At 67.3% G+C, this 18,550-nt stretch carries 14 protein-coding genes and 1 pseudogene; 9 read left to right on the top strand and 6 right to left on the bottom strand.

From position 1 onward, the window contains the following. Positions 1 to 33: 33 nt before the first annotated feature. The gene (locus MHEC_RS09520; protein ID WP_372507314.1) at positions 34 to 651 is read right to left on the bottom strand and encodes a hypothetical protein; all 618 of its coding nucleotides are present in this window, start codon (positions 649 to 651) and stop codon (positions 34 to 36) included. A 162-nt stretch (positions 652 to 813) separates the two neighbouring features. Between MHEC_RS09520 and aceE the strand changes: the two genes are divergently transcribed. The 7 genes from aceE to MHEC_RS09485 all read left to right on the top strand — a co-directional run bounded on the left by aceE (position 814) and on the right by MHEC_RS09485 (position 10,660). Next, positions 814 to 3,606: a pyruvate dehydrogenase (acetyl-transferring), homodimeric type gene (gene aceE / locus MHEC_RS09515; protein WP_048890585.1), complete on the top strand. Its 2,793-nt coding sequence runs from the start codon at positions 814 to 816 to the stop codon at positions 3,604 to 3,606. A gap of 142 nt (positions 3,607 to 3,748) precedes the next feature. Beyond that, complete coding sequence (locus tag MHEC_RS09510; RefSeq protein ID WP_048890586.1) at positions 3,749 to 5,053, top strand: PucR family transcriptional regulator; 1,305 nt, start codon at positions 3,749 to 3,751, stop codon at positions 5,051 to 5,053. Between the two features lie 128 nt (positions 5,054 to 5,181). Then, positions 5,182 to 6,090, top strand: coding sequence for an ACP S-malonyltransferase (locus tag MHEC_RS09505; protein WP_048890587.1), 909 nt, complete (start codon positions 5,182 to 5,184; stop codon positions 6,088 to 6,090). Positions 6,091 to 6,266: 176 nt separating this feature from the next. Beyond that, positions 6,267 to 6,620, top strand: coding sequence for a meromycolate extension acyl carrier protein AcpM (acpM, locus tag MHEC_RS09500; protein ID WP_003918829.1), 354 nt, complete (start codon positions 6,267 to 6,269; stop codon positions 6,618 to 6,620). Next, positions 6,617 to 7,867, top strand: a complete 1,251-nt coding sequence (kasA, locus tag MHEC_RS09495) for a 3-oxoacyl-ACP synthase KasA (RefSeq protein WP_048890588.1) — start codon at positions 6,617 to 6,619, stop codon at positions 7,865 to 7,867. Before acpM ends, kasA begins: the two co-directional genes overlap by 4 nt. Before the next feature lie 84 nt (positions 7,868 to 7,951). Further along, positions 7,952 to 9,211 carry a 3-oxoacyl-ACP synthase KasB gene (kasB, locus tag MHEC_RS09490; RefSeq protein WP_048890589.1) on the top strand — a complete coding sequence of 420 codons (1,260 nt, stop codon included), beginning with the start codon at positions 7,952 to 7,954 and terminating at the stop codon, positions 9,209 to 9,211. 30 nt (positions 9,212 to 9,241) lie between these two features. After that, a complete protein-coding gene (locus tag MHEC_RS09485; protein WP_048890590.1) occupies positions 9,242 to 10,660 on the top strand; it encodes an acyl-CoA carboxylase subunit beta in 1,419 nt (472 codons plus the stop codon). A gap of 76 nt (positions 10,661 to 10,736) precedes the next feature. On the opposite strand, the gene MHEC_RS09480 is transcribed toward MHEC_RS09485, so the two are convergent. The 3 genes and pseudogenes from MHEC_RS09480 to MHEC_RS09470 all read right to left on the bottom strand — a co-directional run bounded on the left by MHEC_RS09480 (position 10,737) and on the right by MHEC_RS09470 (position 14,519). Beyond that, positions 10,737 to 12,350 carry an FAD-dependent monooxygenase gene (locus tag MHEC_RS09480; protein WP_048890591.1) on the bottom strand — a complete coding sequence of 538 codons (1,614 nt, stop codon included), beginning with the start codon at positions 12,348 to 12,350 and terminating at the stop codon, positions 10,737 to 10,739. Positions 12,351 to 12,418: 68 nt separating this feature from the next. Next, positions 12,419 to 13,953 (bottom strand): annotated as a pseudogene (locus tag MHEC_RS09475) (glycerol-3-phosphate dehydrogenase/oxidase). Beyond that, a complete protein-coding gene (locus tag MHEC_RS09470) occupies positions 13,953 to 14,519 on the bottom strand; it encodes a TetR/AcrR family transcriptional regulator (protein ID WP_048890593.1) in 567 nt (188 codons plus the stop codon). Before MHEC_RS09470 ends, MHEC_RS09475 begins: the two are co-directional and overlap by 1 nt. 41 nt (positions 14,520 to 14,560) lie before the next feature. On the opposite strand from MHEC_RS09470, the gene MHEC_RS09465 reads away from it, so the two are divergent. After that, positions 14,561 to 16,141, top strand: coding sequence for an FAD-binding oxidoreductase (locus MHEC_RS09465; protein WP_172442220.1), 1,581 nt, complete (start codon positions 14,561 to 14,563; stop codon positions 16,139 to 16,141). Next, positions 16,138 to 17,073 carry a diacylglycerol kinase gene (locus MHEC_RS09460; protein WP_099869479.1) on the top strand — a complete coding sequence of 312 codons (936 nt, stop codon included), beginning with the start codon at positions 16,138 to 16,140 and terminating at the stop codon, positions 17,071 to 17,073. Before MHEC_RS09465 ends, MHEC_RS09460 begins: the two co-directional genes overlap by 4 nt. Here MHEC_RS09460 and MHEC_RS09455 read toward each other — a convergent pair. Together MHEC_RS09455 and MHEC_RS09450 are read right to left on the bottom strand one after the other, a co-directional pair. Further along, positions 17,070 to 17,582, bottom strand: coding sequence for a DUF3145 domain-containing protein (locus tag MHEC_RS09455; RefSeq protein WP_048890731.1), 513 nt, complete (start codon positions 17,580 to 17,582; stop codon positions 17,070 to 17,072). The two genes, MHEC_RS09460 and MHEC_RS09455, sit on opposite strands and share 4 nt — an antisense overlap. Positions 17,583 to 17,701: 119 nt before the next feature. Next, positions 17,702 to 18,526 carry a serine hydrolase domain-containing protein gene (locus MHEC_RS09450; RefSeq protein WP_048890595.1) on the bottom strand — a complete coding sequence of 275 codons (825 nt, stop codon included), beginning with the start codon at positions 18,524 to 18,526 and terminating at the stop codon, positions 17,702 to 17,704. Positions 18,527 to 18,550 lie beyond the last annotated feature (24 nt).

Below are 18,550 nucleotides of genomic sequence, written 5' to 3'. Positions count from 1 at the left end.
TCGCACAGCTGGGCGCTGCCCCACACCGGTGACTCAAAACGAAGCCAAACAGAGTTTCAACGCCTTGGTTTTGGTGTCGTTGAGTTGATCGACCCGGCGGTTGAACTCCCCGGTCGGGGCGTGGCTGGCGATGGCGTTGGCCACGCCGCGGGCCGCTTCGACGTAACCGTTGAGCCTCTCGCGCAGCTCCTGCGACAGCGCGGTGCTGACGCTGGCCGCCACCGTGTCGGCGGTGTTGTTGAGCGCATCGATGGCCGGGCCTTCGGTCGGGGCCGTGTCGCGGCCCTGATTGAACGCCCCGACAAACGCGTTCACCTTGTCGATGGCGTCCTTGCTGGTGGTGGCGAGCGATTCGCATGCGGCACGCACCGCCTTGGTGGTCAGCGATTGCTGCCGCTGCGACTCGCGGATGCGTGAGGTCGCCGACGACGCCGACACCGACGCCGACACCGAGGCCCGGTAGGCCGGGGCAATGGCCGTGTCGGCGGTCGGGGTGCCGTCGGTGATGCTGGTACACCCGACGATGCCCATCGCGACCGCGGCAAGGCTCCCCAGCGCCAGCGCGCCAAGGCGCGCTCGGCGCGCCACCCGCCCGCCCGTTGCCGGCCCGGTGGATTCGCGCGACGTGTGGGCATGCCTTCCGATCAGCACACTGCGTGACGTTACCGGTTCGCTGTTCGCGCTGATCTGGCCCGCTGGATTCCGGCCGTGCGTGCCGGGCCGACCCGGGTGCGGCACGATGGAGGATGACCACAGCATTCCCGCGGCGGAACCCGCGAGAAGCTGCCCGACCGCCAAACAAGGAGTAGCGCGTTGACGACCGAGTTTGTGCGCCACGATCTGGCCAAAAACTCAAGCGGCACAAGCGAACCCGACCGTGTTCGAGTGATCCGCGAAGGTGTGGCGTCCTATCTGCCCGACATCGACCCCGAAGAAACCTCGGAGTGGTTGGAGTCGTTCGACGAGCTGCTGGCCCGCTCCGGGCCGTCGCGCGCCCGCTACCTGCTGCTCCGGATGCTGGAACGCGCCGGCGAGCAGCGGGTGGCCATCCCGGCGTTGACATCGACCGATTACGTCAACACCATCCCGACCGAACTGGAACCGTGGTTCCCCGGCGACGAGGACGTGGAACGCCGCTACCGCGCCTGGATTCGGTGGAACGCGGCGATCATGGTGCACCGCGCCCAACGTCCGGGCATCTCGGTGGGGGGCCACATTTCGACGTACGCCTCCTCGGCGGCGCTCTACGAAGTCGGTTTCAACCACTTCTTCCGCGGCAAGTCCCACCCCGGCGGCGGCGACCAGGTCTTCATCCAGGGCCACGCCTCGCCCGGCATCTATGCGCGAGCCTTCCTGGAAGGCCGGCTCACCGCCGACCAGCTCGACGGGTTCCGCCAGGAACACAGCCATCCCGGCGGTGGTCTGCCGTCATACCCGCATCCGCGGTTGATGCCCGACTTTTGGGAATTCCCCACGGTGTCGATGGGGCTGGGCGCGATCAACGCCATCTTTCAGGCCCGGTTCAACCACTACCTGCATGACCGGGGCATCAAAGACACCTCCGATCAACACGTGTGGTGCTTTTTGGGCGACGGCGAGATGGACGAGCCCGAAAGCCGGGGCGCCGCGCACGTCGCTGCGCTGGAGGGACTGGACAACCTCACGTTCGTGATCAACTGCAACCTGCAGCGCCTCGACGGTCCGGTGCGCGGTAACGGCAAGATCATCCAGGAGCTGGAATCGTTTTTCCGGGGCGCTGGCTGGAACGTCATCAAGGTGATCTGGGGACGTGAATGGGACGCCTTGCTGCACGCCGACCGGGACGGCGCGTTGGTCAACCTGATGAACGTCACCCCCGACGGCGACTATCAGACGTACAAGGCCAACGACGGCGGCTACGTGCGCGAGCACTTCTTCGGTCGCGACCCGCGTACCAAGGAGTTGGTGAAAAACCTTTCGGATCAAGATATTTGGAATCTGAAGCGGGGTGGCCACGACTACCGCAAGGTCTACGCCGCCTACAAGGCGGCGGTGGAGCACAAAGGTCAGCCGACCGTGATCCTGGCCAAAACCATCAAAGGCTACGCGCTCGGTAAGCACTTCGAGGGCCGCAACGCCACGCACCAGATGAAGAAGCTGACACTGGAAGACCTTAAGGAATTCCGCGACACCCAGCGGATTCCGATCTCGGATGCGCAGCTGGAAGAGGACCCGTATCTGCCCCCGTATTATCACCCCGGCCCCGAGGCCCCGGAGATCCGCTACATGCTCGACCGGCGCAGGGCCCTCGGCGGCTTCCTGCCCGAACGGCGGACTAAGTCCAAAGCGTTGACGCTGCCTGGGCGCGACACCTACAAGTCGCTGAAGAAGGGATCGGGCAGCCAGCAGGTTGCCACCACCATGGCGACGGTGCGCACATTCCGAGAAGTGTTGCGAGACAAGGAAGTTGGTCCTCGGATTGTGCCGATTATTCCCGATGAGGCGCGCACGTTCGGTATGGACTCGTGGTTTCCGAACCTCAAGATCTACAACCGCCTTGGCCAGCTGTATACCTCGGTCGACGCCGATCTGATGTTGGCGTACAAGGAAAGCCAAGCGGGACAGATCCTCCACGAGGGCATCAACGAAGCCGGGGCCGTCGCCAGCTTCACCGCCGCGGGAACGTCGTATTCGACGCACAACGAGCCGATGATCCCGGTCTACATCTTCTATTCGATGTTCGGCTTCCAACGCACCGGCGACGGATTGTGGGCCGCGGGCGATCAGATGGCGCGCGGATTCCTGTTGGGCGCCACCGCCGGACGCACCACGCTCACCGGTGAAGGTCTGCAGCACGCCGACGGCCACTCGCTGTTGTTGGCCAGCACCAACCCGGCGGTCGTCTCCTACGATCCGGCGTTCGCCTACGAGATCGCCTACATCGTCGAAAGCGGGCTGGCCCGCATGTACGGCGAAAACCCGGAAAACGTGTTCTTCTACATCACGGTCTACAACGAGCCGTACGTGCAGCCGCCCGAGCCGGAGAACTTCGATCCGGAGGGCCTGCTGCGCGGTATCTACCGGTATCGGAAGGCCAGCGAGCAACGCACCAGCACCGCGCAGATTCTGGCCTCAGGGGTGGCCATGCCCTCTGCGCTCAAAGCGGCCGACATGCTGGCCGCCGAGTGGGACGTCGCCGCCGACGTGTGGTCGGTGACCAGTTGGAGCGAATTGAACCGCGAAGGAGTGGCCATCGAAACCGAGAAGCTGCGCCACCCGGAGCGTCCCGCGCGGGTGCCCTACGTGACCCAGGTGCTGTCCGACTCCAGCGGGCCGGTGATCGCCGTCTCAGATTGGATGCGGGCGGTTCCCGAACAGATTCGGCCCTGGGTGCCGCGCACGTACGTCACACTGGGCACCGACGGGTTCGGTTTTTCCGACACCCGGCCCGCCGCGCGGCGTTACTTCAACACCGACGCCGAATCACAGGTGGTCGCGGTGCTGGAGGCACTTGCCCGGGACGGTGAGATCGACCCGTCGGTGGCCGTCGCGGCAGCACGGCAACACCAGATCGCCGACGTCCAGGCCGCCGCCCCGCAGATGTCAGACCCCGGGCCAAACGCCTAGAACGTCGGCTCATCGCTCGAGTGTGACGGCATCGTCACGCTGGCCGATAAACGTGACGACAGCGTTACGCTGGCGCCGCCGTGACGGCGCGGGTGCCGCCCCGTTGGGAGAAACATCCACAAATGTGGCGTACGTTTTAGGGATGCCCGACAAACAGTTCGCCACCTTGCCGCGCTCGACGCTTGAGCTGCTCGACAGTGTGCCTGACTCGTTGTTGCGGCGACTGAAGCAATACTCCGGCCGGCTGGCCACCGAGGCGGTGTCGGCCATGCAGGAGCAGCTCCCGTTCTTCGCCGAGCTCGAAGCGTCGCAGCGGGCGAGCGTCGCGCTGGTGGTACAGACCGCGGTGGCCAATTTCGTCGAATGGATGCAAGACCCGCGCAGCAATGTCAGCTACACCGCGCAGGCTTTCGAATTGGTCCCCCAGGATCTGACCCGCCGGATCGCGTTACGCCACTCGGTCGACATGGTGCGGGTCACCATGGAGTTCTTCGAAGAGGTCGTGCCGATGCTGGCCCATTCCGAAGAGCAGCTGACCGCGCTCATGGTGGGCATCCTGAAGTACAGCCGTGACTTGGCGTTCACCGCCGCCACGGCCTACGCCGACGCGGCCGAAGCCCGGGGAAGCTGGGACAGCAGGATGGAAGCCAGCGTCGTGGACGCGGTGGTGCGCGGCGACACCGGGCCCGAGCTGCTGTCCCGGGCGGCCGCGCTGAACTGGGACACCACCGCCCCTGCGACGGTGGTGGTGGGCACCCCGGCACCCGGACCCGACGGCTCGAAGGACAGCCAGAAGGCCAGTCAGCAAGTCCGGGATGTGGCTGCCCGCCACGGCCGTGCCGCGCTCACCGACGTGCACGGCACCTGGCTGGTGGCGATCGTGTCCGGCCACTTGTCACCCACCGAGAAGTTTCTGGGCGCGCTGCTGGACGCGTTTTCTGACGGGCCGGTGGTGATCGGGCCGACGGCGCCCATGCTCACCGCGGCCTACCACAGCGCCAGCGAGGCGATCTCGGGGATGAACGCCGTGGCCGGATGGCGCGGGGCGCCGAGACCGGTGCTGGCTCGGGAGCTGCTGCCGGAACGGGCCCTGATGGGTGATGCGTCAGCGCTGGCGGCATTGCACACCGATGTGATGCGGCCGCTGGCCGAGGCCGGCCCGACGCTCACCGAGACGCTCGACGCCTACCTGGACTGCGGCGGAGCGATTGAAGCCTGCGCCCGAAAGTTGTTCGTTCATCCAAACACGGTCCGCTACCGACTCAAGCGCATCGCCGAATTCACCGGCCGCGATCCGACCGATCCGCGCGACGCCTACGTCCTTCGGGTGGCTTCCACGGTTGGGCACTTGGCCTATCAGATGCATCAGTCCAGCATCGGAAACCCGGCCGCGACCCCGCCGCGGGCGGTCGCGGCCACCTCGTCGGGTGATCGCCGTGGAGAGTGAGATATCGCAGCGCGGTATCAAACGAGTCGCATCCGAGGCTGTTTTGTGGAGACCGCACAAAAACCTAAGATAAGGTTCATACTCTGTTACACCCCGCAAAACCGTCTTCACAGTGTTCTCTTAGACACGTGCTTGCATTGCTTGCGCCCGGACAGGGCTCGCAGACACCGGGAATGCTGTCGCCGTGGCTGGAACTGCCGGGCGCCGCGGAGCAGATCGGGGCGTGGTCGGCGGCCAGCGGACTGGACCTCGCCCGGCTGGGCACCACCGCGTCGGCGGAGGAGATCACCGACACCGCGGTTACCCAACCTCTGGTCGTGGCGGCCACCTTGCTCGCCTACCAGGAGCTCGTCAAGCGTGGCGCATTCGCAGACGCCGAACTGATCGTTGCCGGCCATTCGGTCGGGGAGATCGCGGCGTACGCGATCGCCGGGGTTATCTCCGCCGACGACGCCGTTTCGCTGGCCGCCACCCGGGGCGCCGAGATGGCCAAAGCATGTGCGCTGGAGCCGACCGGAATGTCCGCGGTGCTCGGCGGCGACGAAGCCGCGGTGCTCGCCCAGCTCGAGCAGCTGGATCTGGTCCCGGCCAACCGCAACGGCGCGGGCCAGATCGTCGCGGCGGGCCGGCTGACCGCGCTGGACAAGCTCGCCGAGGATCCGCCGGCCAAGGCACGGGTGCGTCCGTTGGGTGTGGCCGGCGCGTTCCACACCGAGTTCATGGCGCCCGCCCTGGAGGGCTATGCCGCGGCCGCGGCCAGGGTCGCGATCTCCCAGCCCACCGTCACGCTGCTGTCGAACCGTGACGGGCAGCCGGTGTCCTCAGCTGAGTCGGCGATCGAGAAGCTGGTCGCCCAGCTGACCCGGCCGGTGCGCTGGGATTTGTGCACCGAGACCCTCCGTCAGCGCAATGTCACGGCGGTCGTAGAGTTTCCGCCCGCGGGCACTCTGGCCGGCATTGCCAAACGTGAACTTCGGGGAATTCCGACGTACGCCGTCAAATCCCCCGCAGACCTCGACGGGTTGACGCAGTTGTAAGACGTGCCAAGCGCTGCCGAAAGGCAGTTGCTGTACAACTCACCCGCACCACAACCGAATATCGTTGATTCGTTATGCATTTGAGGTACGCCACGCACCAATACCGTCATGTAACGAGCTCTTGCCGCAACAACCGTTAACCAGCAGTACCACGACACATACGAAGGGAAGCCACTGTGCCTGTCACTCAGGAAGAAATCATCGCCGGTCTCGCCGAGATCATCGAAGAGGTCACCGGTATCGAGCCCTCCGAGGTCACCCCGGAGAAGTCCTTCGTCGACGACCTGGACATCGACTCGCTGTCGATGGTCGAGATCGCCGTGCAGACCGAGGACAAGTACGGGGTGAAAATCCCCGACGAGGACCTCGCCGGGCTGCGCACCGTCGGCGACGTCGTCGAGTACATCCAGAAGCTCGAGGAAGAGAACCCCGAAGCGGCCGAGGCAATCCGCGCCAAGATCGAGGCAGAGAACCCGGAAAAGGTCCAGGCCGTGCGGGCCCGGATTGCGGAAGCGCAAGCGGACAAGTGACCAAGCCTTCCACTGCTAACGGCGGTTTCCCCAGCGTTGTGGTCACCGCCGTCACAGCGACGACGTCGATCGCGGCGGACATCGAAAGCACGTGGAAGGGTTTACTGGCCGGCGAAAGCGGCATCCACGTTCTTGAAGACGAGTTCGTCACGAAGTGGGATCTTCCGGTCAAGATCGGCGGCCACCTCAAGGATCCGATCGACGCCCACATGGGCCGGCTGGACTTGCGGCGCATGTCGTATGTCCAGCGGATGGCCAAGCTGCTGGCCGGTCAGCTTTGGGAGGCCGCCGGAACCCCGGAGGTCGATCCGGACCGCTTCTCGGTGGTCATCGGCACCGGCCTTGGCGGCGCCGAGCGAATCGTCGAGAGCTATGACCTGATGAACGAGGGCGGGCCCCGCAAGGTGTCTCCGCTGGCGGTTCAGATGATCATGCCTAACGGTTCCGCAGCGACTGTCGGCCTGCAGCTAGGGGCCCGCGCCGGGGTGATGGCCCCGGTGTCGGCATGCTCATCGGGTTCGGAAGCCATCGCCCACGCGTGGCGCCAGATCATCCTGGGCGACGCCGACATCGTGGTCTGCGGCGGCGTTGAAGGCGGCATCGAGGCGCTGCCCATCGCGGCGTTCTCCATGATGCGGGCCATGTCGACCCGCAACGACGACCCGGAAGGCGCATCCCGACCGTTCGACAAGGACCGCGACGGATTCGTCTTCGGCGAAGCCGGGGCGCTCATGGTCATCGAAACCGAAGAGCACGCCAAGGCCCGGGGCGCTAAGCCGTTGGCCCGCTTGATGGGTGCCGGTATCACCTCCGATGCCTTCCACATGGTCGCGCCGGCGCCCGACGGGGTGCGTGCGGGCAAGGCGATGGTGCGAGCCATGGAGCTGGCAGGCTTGTCGCCCAAGGACATTGACCACGTCAACGCCCACGCGACGGCAACCCCGATCGGCGACACCGCCGAAGCCAACGCCATCCGTGTCGCCCAATGCGACCACGCTGCGGTCTACGCGCCCAAGGGGGCACTTGGGCATTCCATCGGCGCGGTCGGCGCGCTGGAGTCGGTGCTCACGGTGCTCACCCTGCGAGACGGCGTGATACCGCCCACGCTGAACTACGAGACACCCGACCCCGAGATCGATCTCGACATCGTGGCGGGCGAACCCCGCTACGGCAACTACCAGTACGCGATCAACAATTCGTTCGGCTTCGGCGGGCACAACGTTGCGCTCGCCTTCGGGCGGTACTGAAAGACACGACGTCCGCGCACCGGCGCGGGCCGCCGACGACCCGAGGAGAAGCCGGACAGTAGGAAAGGAAGCTTCGCGACACCCATGACACAGCTGGTTACGGGCAAAGCGTTCCCCCATGTGGTGGTCACCGGCATTGCCATGACGACCGCGCTGGCGTCGGACGCCGAGACCACGTGGAAGTTGTTGCTAGACGGACAAAGCGGGATCCGTAAACTCGACGACCCGTTCGTCGAGGAGTTCGACCTCCCGGTCCGCATCGGAGGGCATCTCCTCGAGGAATTCGACACCCAGCTGACGCGGGTCGAGAACCGGCGGCTGTCATACCTGGGGAAGATGTCCACCGTGCTGGGCCGGCGGGTGTGGGACAACGCCGGCGCGCCCGAGGTCGACACCAACCGGTTGGCGGTGTCGATCGGCACCGGTATGGGCTCCACCGAGGAGTTGGTTTTCGGCTACGACGACATGCGGGTGCGGGGCCTAAAGGCGGTTTCCCCGCTGGCCGTGCAGATGTACATGCCCAACGCCGCCGCCGCGGCGGTGGGGCTGGACCGGCACGCCAAAGCCGGGGTGATGACGCCGGTGTCGGCGTGTTCGTCCGGGTCTGAGGCCATCGCGCGCGCCTGGCAGCAGATCGTGCTCGGGGAAGCCGACATCGCGATCTGCGGTGGCGTGGAGACCAAGATCGAAGCGGTGCCGATCGCCGGGTTCGCGCAGATGCGCATCGTGTTGTCGACGAACAACGACGACCCGGCCGGCGCCTGCCGCCCGTTCGACAAGGACCGTGACGGGTTCGTCTTCGGTGAGGCCGGGGCGCTCATGGTCATCGAAACCGAAGAGCACGCCAAGGCCCGGGGCGCCAACATCCTGGCCCGGTTGATGGGCGCGGCGGTTACCTCCGACGGCTACCACATCGTGGCGCCGGATCCCAACGGCGAGCGCGCCGGGCATGCGATGACCCGCGCGATCCAGCTCGCCGACCTCACTCCCGGCGACATCGACCACGTCAACGCCCACGCCACCGGGACCTCGGTCGGCGACGTGGCCGAGGGCAAAGCCATCAACAACGCGCTCGGCCCCCATGGCGGAAACGCCGCGGTCTACGCCCCCAAGTCGGCGCTGGGCCATTCGGTCGGCGCGGTCGGCGCGGTCGAGTCGATCCTGACCGTGCTCGCGTTGCGGGACCAGATCATCCCGCCCACACTGAACCTGGTCAATCTCGACCCGGAGATCGACCTGGACGTGGTGGCGGGCAAGCCGCGGCCGGGCAGCTACAACTACGCGATCAACAACTCGTTCGGATTCGGCGGGCACAACGTCGCAATCGCGTTTGGTCGCTACTGAGCCGAGCACCAATCGAGGAGGAGACCTGCGATGACGATCATGGCCCCCGACGCGGTTGGCGAATCACTTGATCCACGCGATCCGCTGCTGCGGCTGTCGACATTCTTCGACGACGACAGCGTGGAACTGCTGCACGAGCGGGACCGCTCGGGGGTGCTGGCCGCCGCGGGCACGGTCAACGGCGTACGCACCATCGCGTTCTGCACCGACGGAACCGTGATGGGCGGGGCCATGGGTGTCGAGGGCTGCGCGCACATCGTCGACGCCTACGACACCGCCATCGCCGAGCAGAGCCCGATCGTCGGCATCTGGCACTCCGGTGGGGCCCGGCTCGCCGAAGGTGTTCGCGCCCTGCATGCGGTCGGGTTGGTGTTCGAGGCGATGATCCGCGCGTCCGGCTACATCCCCCAGATCTCGGTGGTCGTCGGCTTCGCCGCCGGCGGCGCCGCGTACGGGCCGGCGCTGACCGACGTGATCGTCATGGCCCCCGAGAGCCGCATCTTCGTCACCGGGCCCGACGTGGTGCGCAGCGTCACCGGCGAGGACGTCGACATGGCGTCGCTCGGCGGGCCGGGCACCCACCACAAGAAGTCCGGGGTGTGTCACATCGTCGCTGACGACGAGCTCGACGCCTACGCACGCGGCCGGGGCCTGGTCGGATTGTTCTGCCAGCAAGGGCATTTCGACCGCAGCAAGGCCGAAGCCGGTGACATCGATCTGCATGCGCTGCTGCCCGAGTCCCCCAGACGCGCCTATGACGTGCATCCGATCGTGCATGGGCTGCTCGATGAGGGCACATTCGAGGAGTTCCAGGCTAAGTGGGCGCCGTCGATGGTGATCGGTCTCGGTCGGCTCTCCGGACGTACCGTGGGTGTGCTGGCCAACAATCCGCTGCGCCTAGGCGGCTGCCTGAACTCCGAAAGTGCCGAGAAGGCAGCGCGTTTCGTGCGGTTGTGCGATGCCTTCGGGATTCCGCTGATCTGTGTGGTCGACGTGCCGGGATATCTGCCCGGTGTCGGGGAAGAGTGGGGCGGCGTGGTGCGCCGCGGCGCCAAACTGTTGCACGCGTTCGGCGAGTGCACGGTCCCTCGGGTAACGCTGGTGACCCGAAAGATCTACGGCGGGGCTTACATTGCGATGAACTCCCGCTCGCTGGGCGCCACCAAGGTGTTCGCGTGGCCCGACGCCGAGGTCGCGGTGATGGGCGCCAAGGCAGCTGTCGGGATCTTGCACCGCAAGAAGCTGGCTGCCGCGCCGGAGCACGAACGCGAGGCCTTGCACGATCAGCTGGCGGCCGAGCACGAGCGCATCGCCGGCGGGGTCGACAGCGCCATCGATATCGGCGTGGTTGACGAAAAGATCGACCCCGCGCACACCCGCAGCAAGCTGACCGAGGCGCTGGCTGAAGCGCCGGCGCGCCGCGGCCGCCACAAGAACATCCCGCTGTAGGGATAGCGCGGACAGACGCAGAAGCCGCCAATTCTTTTGTGAATTGGCGGCTTTTGCGGCGGGGCAGTCGACTCGCTCACGGGATGCGACCGAGGATCTGGTACATCACCGTGCGAAGTTCGTTCGTGGGGTCGGTGGGGAGCCTCTCAGCCCGCCACCCGACGAAATCGTCCGGGCGCACCAACAACGCACCGTCGGGCGCAAGTCCCGTGACGGCTGCCCAGGTGCCGTCGACGTCGACTTCAGTTCCGATGCGCTGCACGCTTATTGGGACGCCTGTCGCTTCCGACGCCCGGTCTGCGGCGTCGGCCCATGGGGCACCGTCATTCCCGATGAACAGAGTGAACCCAGAAGCGAGCAGGTCCAGGGTGGAAACCTGCTGGCCATCGCGATACACCCAGGCATGCGGCACCCGGGTGCCGGGCTGCCCGCGAAGCTCGTCCACCACCAGCACGTCATCCGGGTTCGCCGGTGCCTTCTCGTCGAAAATCACTGCGGCTGAGCGGTATTGGTACCCGACGAGCAGCGCGAACATCGGCGCTTCCTCCTCCGGCGGCAACTGCGGCCTGTTGTCGTCCAACTTCAGGAACTCCAAAGCCGGTCCGGTCAGCGACTGGCGGGCCGAAAACCGCCCGACCGGGCGCCTTTCGGCGTCGTAGGTTGTCAACAACGCCGGCCCGGCGGTGCCGTTCAAGACGGCGGCGAGCTTCCACGCCAAGTTGTGTGCGCTCTGAATCGCCGCGTTGGCTCCCCCCGCCTTGAACGGCGGCATGGTGTGTGCAGCGTCGCCGACGAGAAAGACTCGCCCGCAGTGGAATTGGTTGGCCACCCGCTCGTAGGGCTGCCAGGCGGCGACGTCGACGATCTCTGTGTCGATCTGCTGGCCGATCGCCTTGGTCAGGATCTCGGCACAGCGCTGCGGAGTGAACTGCTCCGCCGTCTCGCCCTTGTCGGGAAAGTAGGTCGTCATGAACACGCCGAGATCGCCCTGGGCGACCACGAATATCCCCTCGACGTGAGGGTTTTGGACTTGCACGGCATCGCCGTCGCCGAGATGCGGGACAAACTGCCGCCACGGTGCCCGAAAGTAGATGAAGACGACGAAGATGGGCAGCGCCCCATACCCCGACGTTGCGACTCCCAGCGACTCGCGGACCGGGCTGTGCACACCGTCGGCCGCGACGAGATAGTCGGCGCGCACAGTCTGCGACTCGCCAGAGGCCACATCACGCAGGATCGCCGTGACGCCCGTGTCGTCTTGCTCGAACGACGACAATTCGGTGCGGTAGCGAACTTCGTTGCCATGCCGGCGACTGTCGGCCAGCAGAATCGGCTCAAGCCGGCTCTGCGGGCAGTACTGGGCGGGCGGCTCCGGGCTCAGGTGCGCAAGGCCGCCGAAGATAGCGTCCAGGTCCATAGCCTTGTGTTCCTCCGGGCTGTTCAGTGTCGGCTTGGCCACCATGTCCGAAACATGCTCGGCCACCGCGTGCACCTCGTCCCCGAGGCCCAGGCCGCGCAGGATCTCCAGGCTGCGGAAACTCAGGTTGCGGGCTTTCGGGTAGATGAAGATCTCACGCCGCTTTTCCACCAGCAGCGAGCGGACGCCGTGCTTGGCCAGCAGCGCCGACGTGGCCAGCCCGGCTGCGCCGGCGCCGACGATGAGTACAGGAACACGCGTGACAGTCGGCATCGCTCACCTCGCCTGGGCATAAAGTGACAGTTACTACCATATAGTAGCAACTGTTGTTTTTGTCCTGGCTAGCCCAACGACGCCACGAACTCCTTCGCCACGTCGACAACTCGCTCCCGGTCGGCCGGAACCAGGCCGATGCGAGTCCGGCGATCGACGATGTCGTCGACGGTCAGGGCACCTTCGTGCGTCACCGCGTATTCGAACTCCGCGCGGATCACGTCGATGCCGTCGGCTACCGGGCCGGTGGGACGCTCGCAGGTCGCGGCGGCGAGGACACTGGGCGCCTCTGCCCCGTAGCGCGCGACCAACGACGCCGGCAGCCCGGTAACCGGCCGGGCCGTCGATCCCGGGTTGGCCGGAGCACCGACCAGCGGCAGGTTGCGCGTGCGACACGCGCCGGCAACCAGACCGCGCAACCGGATCGCACGATCGAGGACGTCCTGCGCCATATACCGGTATTCGGTGAGCTTGCCGCCGATCACGCTGATGACACCGGAAGGCGACTCGACGACCGCGTGGTCGCGCGAGACATCGGCGGTGCGTCCCGCCCCGGTGTCGACCAGCGGCCGCAGGCCGGCATAGGAGCCGATGACGTCGGGGGGGCCCCAGCGCAGTGCTCAGGGCAGTGTTCACCGTGTCGAGCAGGAAGTTGATTTCGTCCGAAGCCGGTTGCGGCACATCGGGAATCGGGCCGGGCGCGTCTTCGTCGGTCAGGCCAAGGTAGACCCGGCCCAGCTGCTCGGGCATCGCGAACACGAAGCGGTTGAGTTCGCCGGGTATCGGAATGGTCAGTGCCGCAGTCGGATTGCCGAAGGCGGCGGAGTCGAAGACGAGATGGGTGCCGCGGCTGGGCCGCAACCGCAACGACGGGTCGATGTCGGCCGCCCACACCCCTGTCGCGTTGATGACGGCACGCGCGCAGACGTCGAAGGATCCGCTGGAGCGCTGGTCGGTCAACCTCACCGAGGTGCCGGTGGCCTGCGATGCGGCCACATAGGTGAGAATCCGGGCCCCGTACTGTGCCGCGGTCCGCGCGACCGCGGTGACCAGTCGGGCGTCGTCGACGAGTTGCCCGTCGTAGGCCAGCAGACCGCCGTCGAGCCCGTCGCGCCGCACGGTCGGCGCCAGGTCGACAACACGCTGGGCCGACATTCGGCGCGAGCGCGGCAACACGGATCCCGGCGTGCCCGCCAGCCTGCGCAACACGTCACCGGCCAGAAACCCGGTGCGCACCAGCGCCCGCTCGGCACGCCCCATCGTCGGCAGCAGCGGCACCAGCTGGGGCATCGCCCGAACCAGGTGGGGTGCGTTGCGCGTCATCAAGATTCCGCGTTCGATTGCGCTGCGGCGGGCGATACCGACATCGCCGCTCGCCAGGTAGCGCAGGCCACCGTGCACCAACTTGGAACTCCACCGACTGGTGCCGAACGCCAGATCATGCTTTTCTACCAGCGCCACCCGCAGCCCCCCGCGCCGCGGCGTCCAGGGCGATGCCGGCGCCGGTGATGCCGCCGCCGATGACGATGACGTCCACCGGCGCGCCATCGGCCAGCGCCTGCAGGTCGGCGGTGCGGCGGGTCGCATTGAGAGCGACGGGCATCAGGACAGGTATCCGTTCAGCGAGTAGGCCAGCTCGGCGCTGAGCGCGTCGGCGTTCAGGATCGGCCGGACGATCCGCGCGGACTGGATCGTGGACTGGGTGATCAGCAAGACCATCGCGGCGAGCCGACGAGGGTCACCGGAGCGCACGCTGCCATGGCGCTGCGCGGCGCGCAGTTCGTCGGCCAAGGCGTCGATGAGCAGCTGCTGGCTGGTGCCCAGCCGCTCGGTGATGTAGACCATCGCCAACTCCGAGCGCAGCACGGCCATGACGAGCTTGTCGCGCCGCAACCGTTCGGCAACTGCCACGATCCGCTCGACGAGTGCCTCACGACCGTGGCCGCGCGCCGGAACGTCGCGTGCCGCGGCGGTGATGTGGCGGGTCAACAGCGCGGCCAGGATGGACCGGGTGTCGGGCCAGCGACGGTAGACCGTCGGTCGGCTCACCCCGGCCCGGCGCGCGATTTCGGCCAGGGTCACCCGCTCCACCCCGAAATCGCGCACGCAGCTGGCCGCGGCCCGAAGGATCTTGTCCCCGGTTTCCGGGGCATTACTGATTGACGGCATATGTAATACTGTAACGCATGGCCGAGGAGCTCCTGCCGCCGATGAAATGGAACGCGTGGGGGGATCCGGCGGCAGCCAAACCGCTGTCGGAAAGTATCCGGTCACTGCTGAAACAGGCGCTGGGCGTGCAGGATTCGGATGCGGCCGAGCTCGACGCAGACCGGGTCCGGCTGTCTTCGAGCGCGCTGGGGCAGGCCGATTACGACGCGCTGGCGGCCATCGTCGGCCCGGATTTCTGCCGGGTCGGTGACCGGGACCGACTGCTCCACGCCGGCGGCAAGTCCACGCTGGATCTGCTGCGGCGCAAGGACGCCGGTGTGCAGGAGGCTCCCGACGCGGTGCTGCTGCCCGGCAAGGAGGACGACGTGGCGGCCATCCTGCGGTATTGCTCGCAGCGTGGCATCGCTGTCGTCCCGTTCGGCGGTGGCACCAGCGTGGTGGGCGGGCTCGACCCGATTCGCGGCCGGTTCGACGCCGTGGTGTCGCTGGATCTGCGCCGCTTCGACCGGTTGCACGCGCTCGACGAGGTATCCGGCGTGGCCGAGCTCGGTGCCGGCGTCACCGGCCCGCAGGCCGAAAGCCTGCTCGGCGAGCACGGCTTTTCGCTGGGGCATTTTCCGCAGAGCTTCGAGTTCGCCACCATCGGCGGCTTCGCGGCCACCCGCTCGTCGGGTCAGGATTCGGCGGGCTACGGGCGCTTCGACGACATGGTTCGCGGGCTGCGGGTCATCACTCCGGCGGGCGCGCTGGAGCTGGGCCGCGCCCCGGCGTCGGCGGCCGGACCGGACCTGCGAGAGTTGTTGATCGGCTCGGAAGGCGTGTTTGGTGTCATCACCCGGGTGCGGCTGCGCGTGCACCGGATACCTGAGGCCAGTATCTACGAGGCGTGGTCGTTTCCGGACTTCGCCACGGGAGCCGACGCCCTGCGCGCCGTCAGCCAAACCGGCACCGGACCGACCGTCATCCGGCTTTCCGACGAGGCCGAGACAGGGGTCAACCTCGCCACCACTGAGGCGATCGGCGAGCAGCAGATCACCGGGGGCTGCCTGGCGATCACGGTGTTCGTGGGCACCGCGGCCCACGCCGAGAGCAGGCACGCCGAGACGCGGGCGCTACTGCAAGCCCACGGCGGCACGTCGCTGGGCGAAGAGCCGGCGCGGGCCTGGCAGCGTGGCCGGTTCAGCGCACCCTACCTGCGCGATTCGCTGCTGGCCGCGGGCGCGTTGTGTGAGACCTTGGAGACCGCCACCGACTGGTCCAACATTGCCGCGCTGAAGGCCGCAGTCACCGATGCGCTGACTGTCGCGCTAGCCGAATCCGGCACACCGGCCCTGGTGTTATGCCACATTTCGCACGTGTATCCCACCGGCGCATCGCTGTATTTCACGGTCGTTGCCGGCCAGCGCGGCAACCCGATCGAGCAGTGGCGTGCCGCCAAGGCCGCCGCCTGCGACGCGATCATGGCCACCGGCGGCACCATCACCCACCACCACGCCGTCGGCGCCGATCACCGGCCGTGGCTGCGTGACGAGATCGGCGACTTGGGCGTGCAGATATTGCGTGCCGTCAAGTCCGCGCTCGATCCGGCCGGAATCCTTAACCCCGGCAAGCTGATTCCGTGACCGGGCCGTTGCGCCGCCGCGAGATCGGCCAGGTAACCATGCTGACCAATCCGGCGTCGGGGCACGGAAACGCGCCGCATGCCGCCCACCAAGCGAGTGCCCGCTTGCAAAAGCGCGGCGTCGACGTTGTCGAGATCATCGGAACCGACGCCACGCATGCACGACGCCTGCTCGATGCGGCCCTCGGCCGCGGCACCGACGCCGTAGTGGTCGCCGGCGGCGACGGGGTGATCGGCCTGGCACTACAGGCGTTGGCGGGCAACGACATTCCGCTGGGCATCGTGCCAGCCGGAACCGGCAACGACCACGCCCGCGAATACGGAATCCCCAAGGACCCGGCGAGTGCAGCGGACGTCGTCGCCGACGGCTGGACGGAAACCGTTGACCTGGGCCAGATCCGCGACCGCGCGGGCACCGCCACCTGGTTCGGCACGGTCGCGGCAGCGGGCTTCGATTCGCTGGTCACGGACCGGGCCAACCGAATGCGCTGGCCGCGCGGACGCATGCGCTACAACCTGGCAATGCTCGCCGAGCTGTCGCAGCTGCGGCTGCTGCCGTTTCGGCTGATGCTCGACGGCCAGCGCGAGATCGTCACCGACCTCACGCTGGCGGCGTTCGGCAATACCCGCAGCTACGGCGGCGGCATGCGCATCTGCCCGCACGCCGACCACGCCGACGGCCTGCTCGACATCACGATGGTGCACTCGGCGTCGCGAACCCGGCTGGTCCGGTTGTTTCCCACCGTGTTCAAAGGCACCCACGTCGAGTTGGACGAGGTGAGCACGGCGCGCGCCCGCTCCGTCGACGTGGAGTCGCCCGGCATCAACGCCTACGCCGACGGCGAATACATCTGCGCGCTGCCGGTGCAGATCTTCGCGGTGCCCGGCGCGCTGCAGGTGCTGCGGCCGGTTGGCGAGCAGACAAAAACCTAGCCCACTCCCCGGCTGAGCCAGGCCACTTCGCCGGCGTCGCCGCCGTCGCGGTACACCTCGAGGGCCTCATCCCACGCCGTGCCCAGCGCCGAATCTAGTTCGGCCGCAAGGGCGTCCGCGCCTGAGGCCATCATCGCGCGCAGCCGCATCTCACCGACCATGATGTCGCCGTTGGCACTCGTCGTCCCGCTCCACAGTCCCAGCTGCGGGGTGTGGCTGAATCGCTGACCGTCAACGCCGGGACTGGGATCCTCGGTGACCTCGAACCGCAACACCGACCACGAGCGCAGCGCGTTGGCCAACCGGGCCCCGGTGCCCACCGGGCCGACCCAGTTGGTCACCGCGCGCAGCTGTCCGGGCATGGCCGGCTGCGGGGTCCACTTCAGGTTGGCGGGGGCCCCCAGAGTTGACGACAACGCCCACTCGACATGTGGGCACACCGCCGCCGGCGAGGCGTGGATGTACACCACGCCGGTGGTCGCGTCGGCGAATTGGTTCGACGCACGCATCTGCTGCTCCTTCGGCTCCACGAGGGACGTCTTCCCCAACGACCTGGTGAACCCGATGAGCAGCCCGGAATAAAGTTGTGCTTTGCGTGTCTATTGTGCCTCGTGATACCCCTGTTGCGCTAGTGGGCGCGGTGTTCAGAAATCACCGCGTCGGATAGCGCCGGCCACACCGGCAGCGCCCAGTCGCCGAAATCGCGGTCGGTGAGAACGACAAGGGCCAGCTCAGCGTCGGGATCGGCCCAGATGAAGCTGCCGGACTGGCCGAAATGGCCGTAGGTCCGTTCCGAGTTCGAGGCACCGGTCCAGTGCGGCGACTTGGCGTCGCGGATCTCAAAACCCAGGCCCCAGTCGTTGGGCCGCTGCACGCCGTAGCCCGGCAGCACCCCGTCGAGGCCGGGGAACTGCACGCTGGTGGCCTCGGCGTGCATCTGCGCCGAGACGATCGCCGGGCGCAGCAGGTCGGCCGCGAACCCCGTCAGGTCGGCGACGGTCGAGGTGGCGCCGAATCCGGCGGCCCACGTGCCGCCGCCCAGCCGGCTGGCGGTCATCCGCAGCGGCTCGAACACCGCCTCGGTGAGGTACTGCCCGAATTCGATGCCCGATGCCTGCTCCACCGTTTCGGCGAGCACGGTGAAACCGTGATTGGAGTACACCCGACGGGTGCCAGGGCGGGCCAAGATGTGGTCGGAGTGCATCGCCAGCCCCGACGCGTGCGCCAACAGATGGCGCACCGTCGACCCGGGCGGGCCGGCGGGGGTGTCGAGCTCGACGACCCCTTCCTCGATGGCCACCTGCACGGCCCGGGCTACCAACGGCTTGGTCACCGACGCCAGCGCGAATTCCCGGTCGACGTCGCCGTGACTGGCCAACACTCCGGAGGGCCCGATGACCGCGGCGGCCGCGGCGGAGACCGGCCAGTCGTCTAGCGCGTCGAGTGCAGCCATCGCGGCAGAGCGTAACGCCCCGGC

The organism is Mycobacterium heckeshornense (genome assembly GCF_016592155.1).
GTDB classification, from domain to species: Bacteria; Actinomycetota; Actinomycetes; order Mycobacteriales; family Mycobacteriaceae; genus Mycobacterium; species Mycobacterium heckeshornense.
This window is presented reverse-complemented; position numbering and strand designations above follow the sequence as displayed.

Bases quoted from the DNA above. Each gene is read 5' to 3' on its own strand.
- MHEC_RS09485 (WP_048890590.1), top strand. From the start codon at position 9,242: ATGACGATCATGGCCCCCGACGCGGTTGGCGAATCACTTGATCCACGC.
- MHEC_RS09480 (WP_048890591.1), bottom strand. From the start codon at position 12,350: ATGCCGACTGTCACGCGTGTTCCTGTACTCATCGTCGGCGCCGGCGCA.
- kasB (WP_048890589.1), top strand. From the start codon at position 7,952: ATGACACAGCTGGTTACGGGCAAAGCGTTCCCCCATGTGGTGGTCACC.
- MHEC_RS09510 (WP_048890586.1), top strand. From the start codon at position 3,749: ATGCCCGACAAACAGTTCGCCACCTTGCCGCGCTCGACGCTTGAGCTG.
- MHEC_RS09465 (WP_172442220.1), top strand. From the start codon at position 14,561: ATGAAATGGAACGCGTGGGGGGATCCGGCGGCAGCCAAACCGCTGTCG.
- MHEC_RS09470 (WP_048890593.1), bottom strand. From the start codon at position 14,519: ATGCCGTCAATCAGTAATGCCCCGGAAACCGGGGACAAGATCCTTCGG.
- MHEC_RS09455 (WP_048890731.1), bottom strand. From the start codon at position 17,582: ATGCGTGCGTCGAACCAATTCGCCGACGCGACCACCGGCGTGGTGTAC.
- MHEC_RS09450 (WP_048890595.1), bottom strand. From the start codon at position 18,526: ATGGCTGCACTCGACGCGCTAGACGACTGGCCGGTCTCCGCCGCGGCC.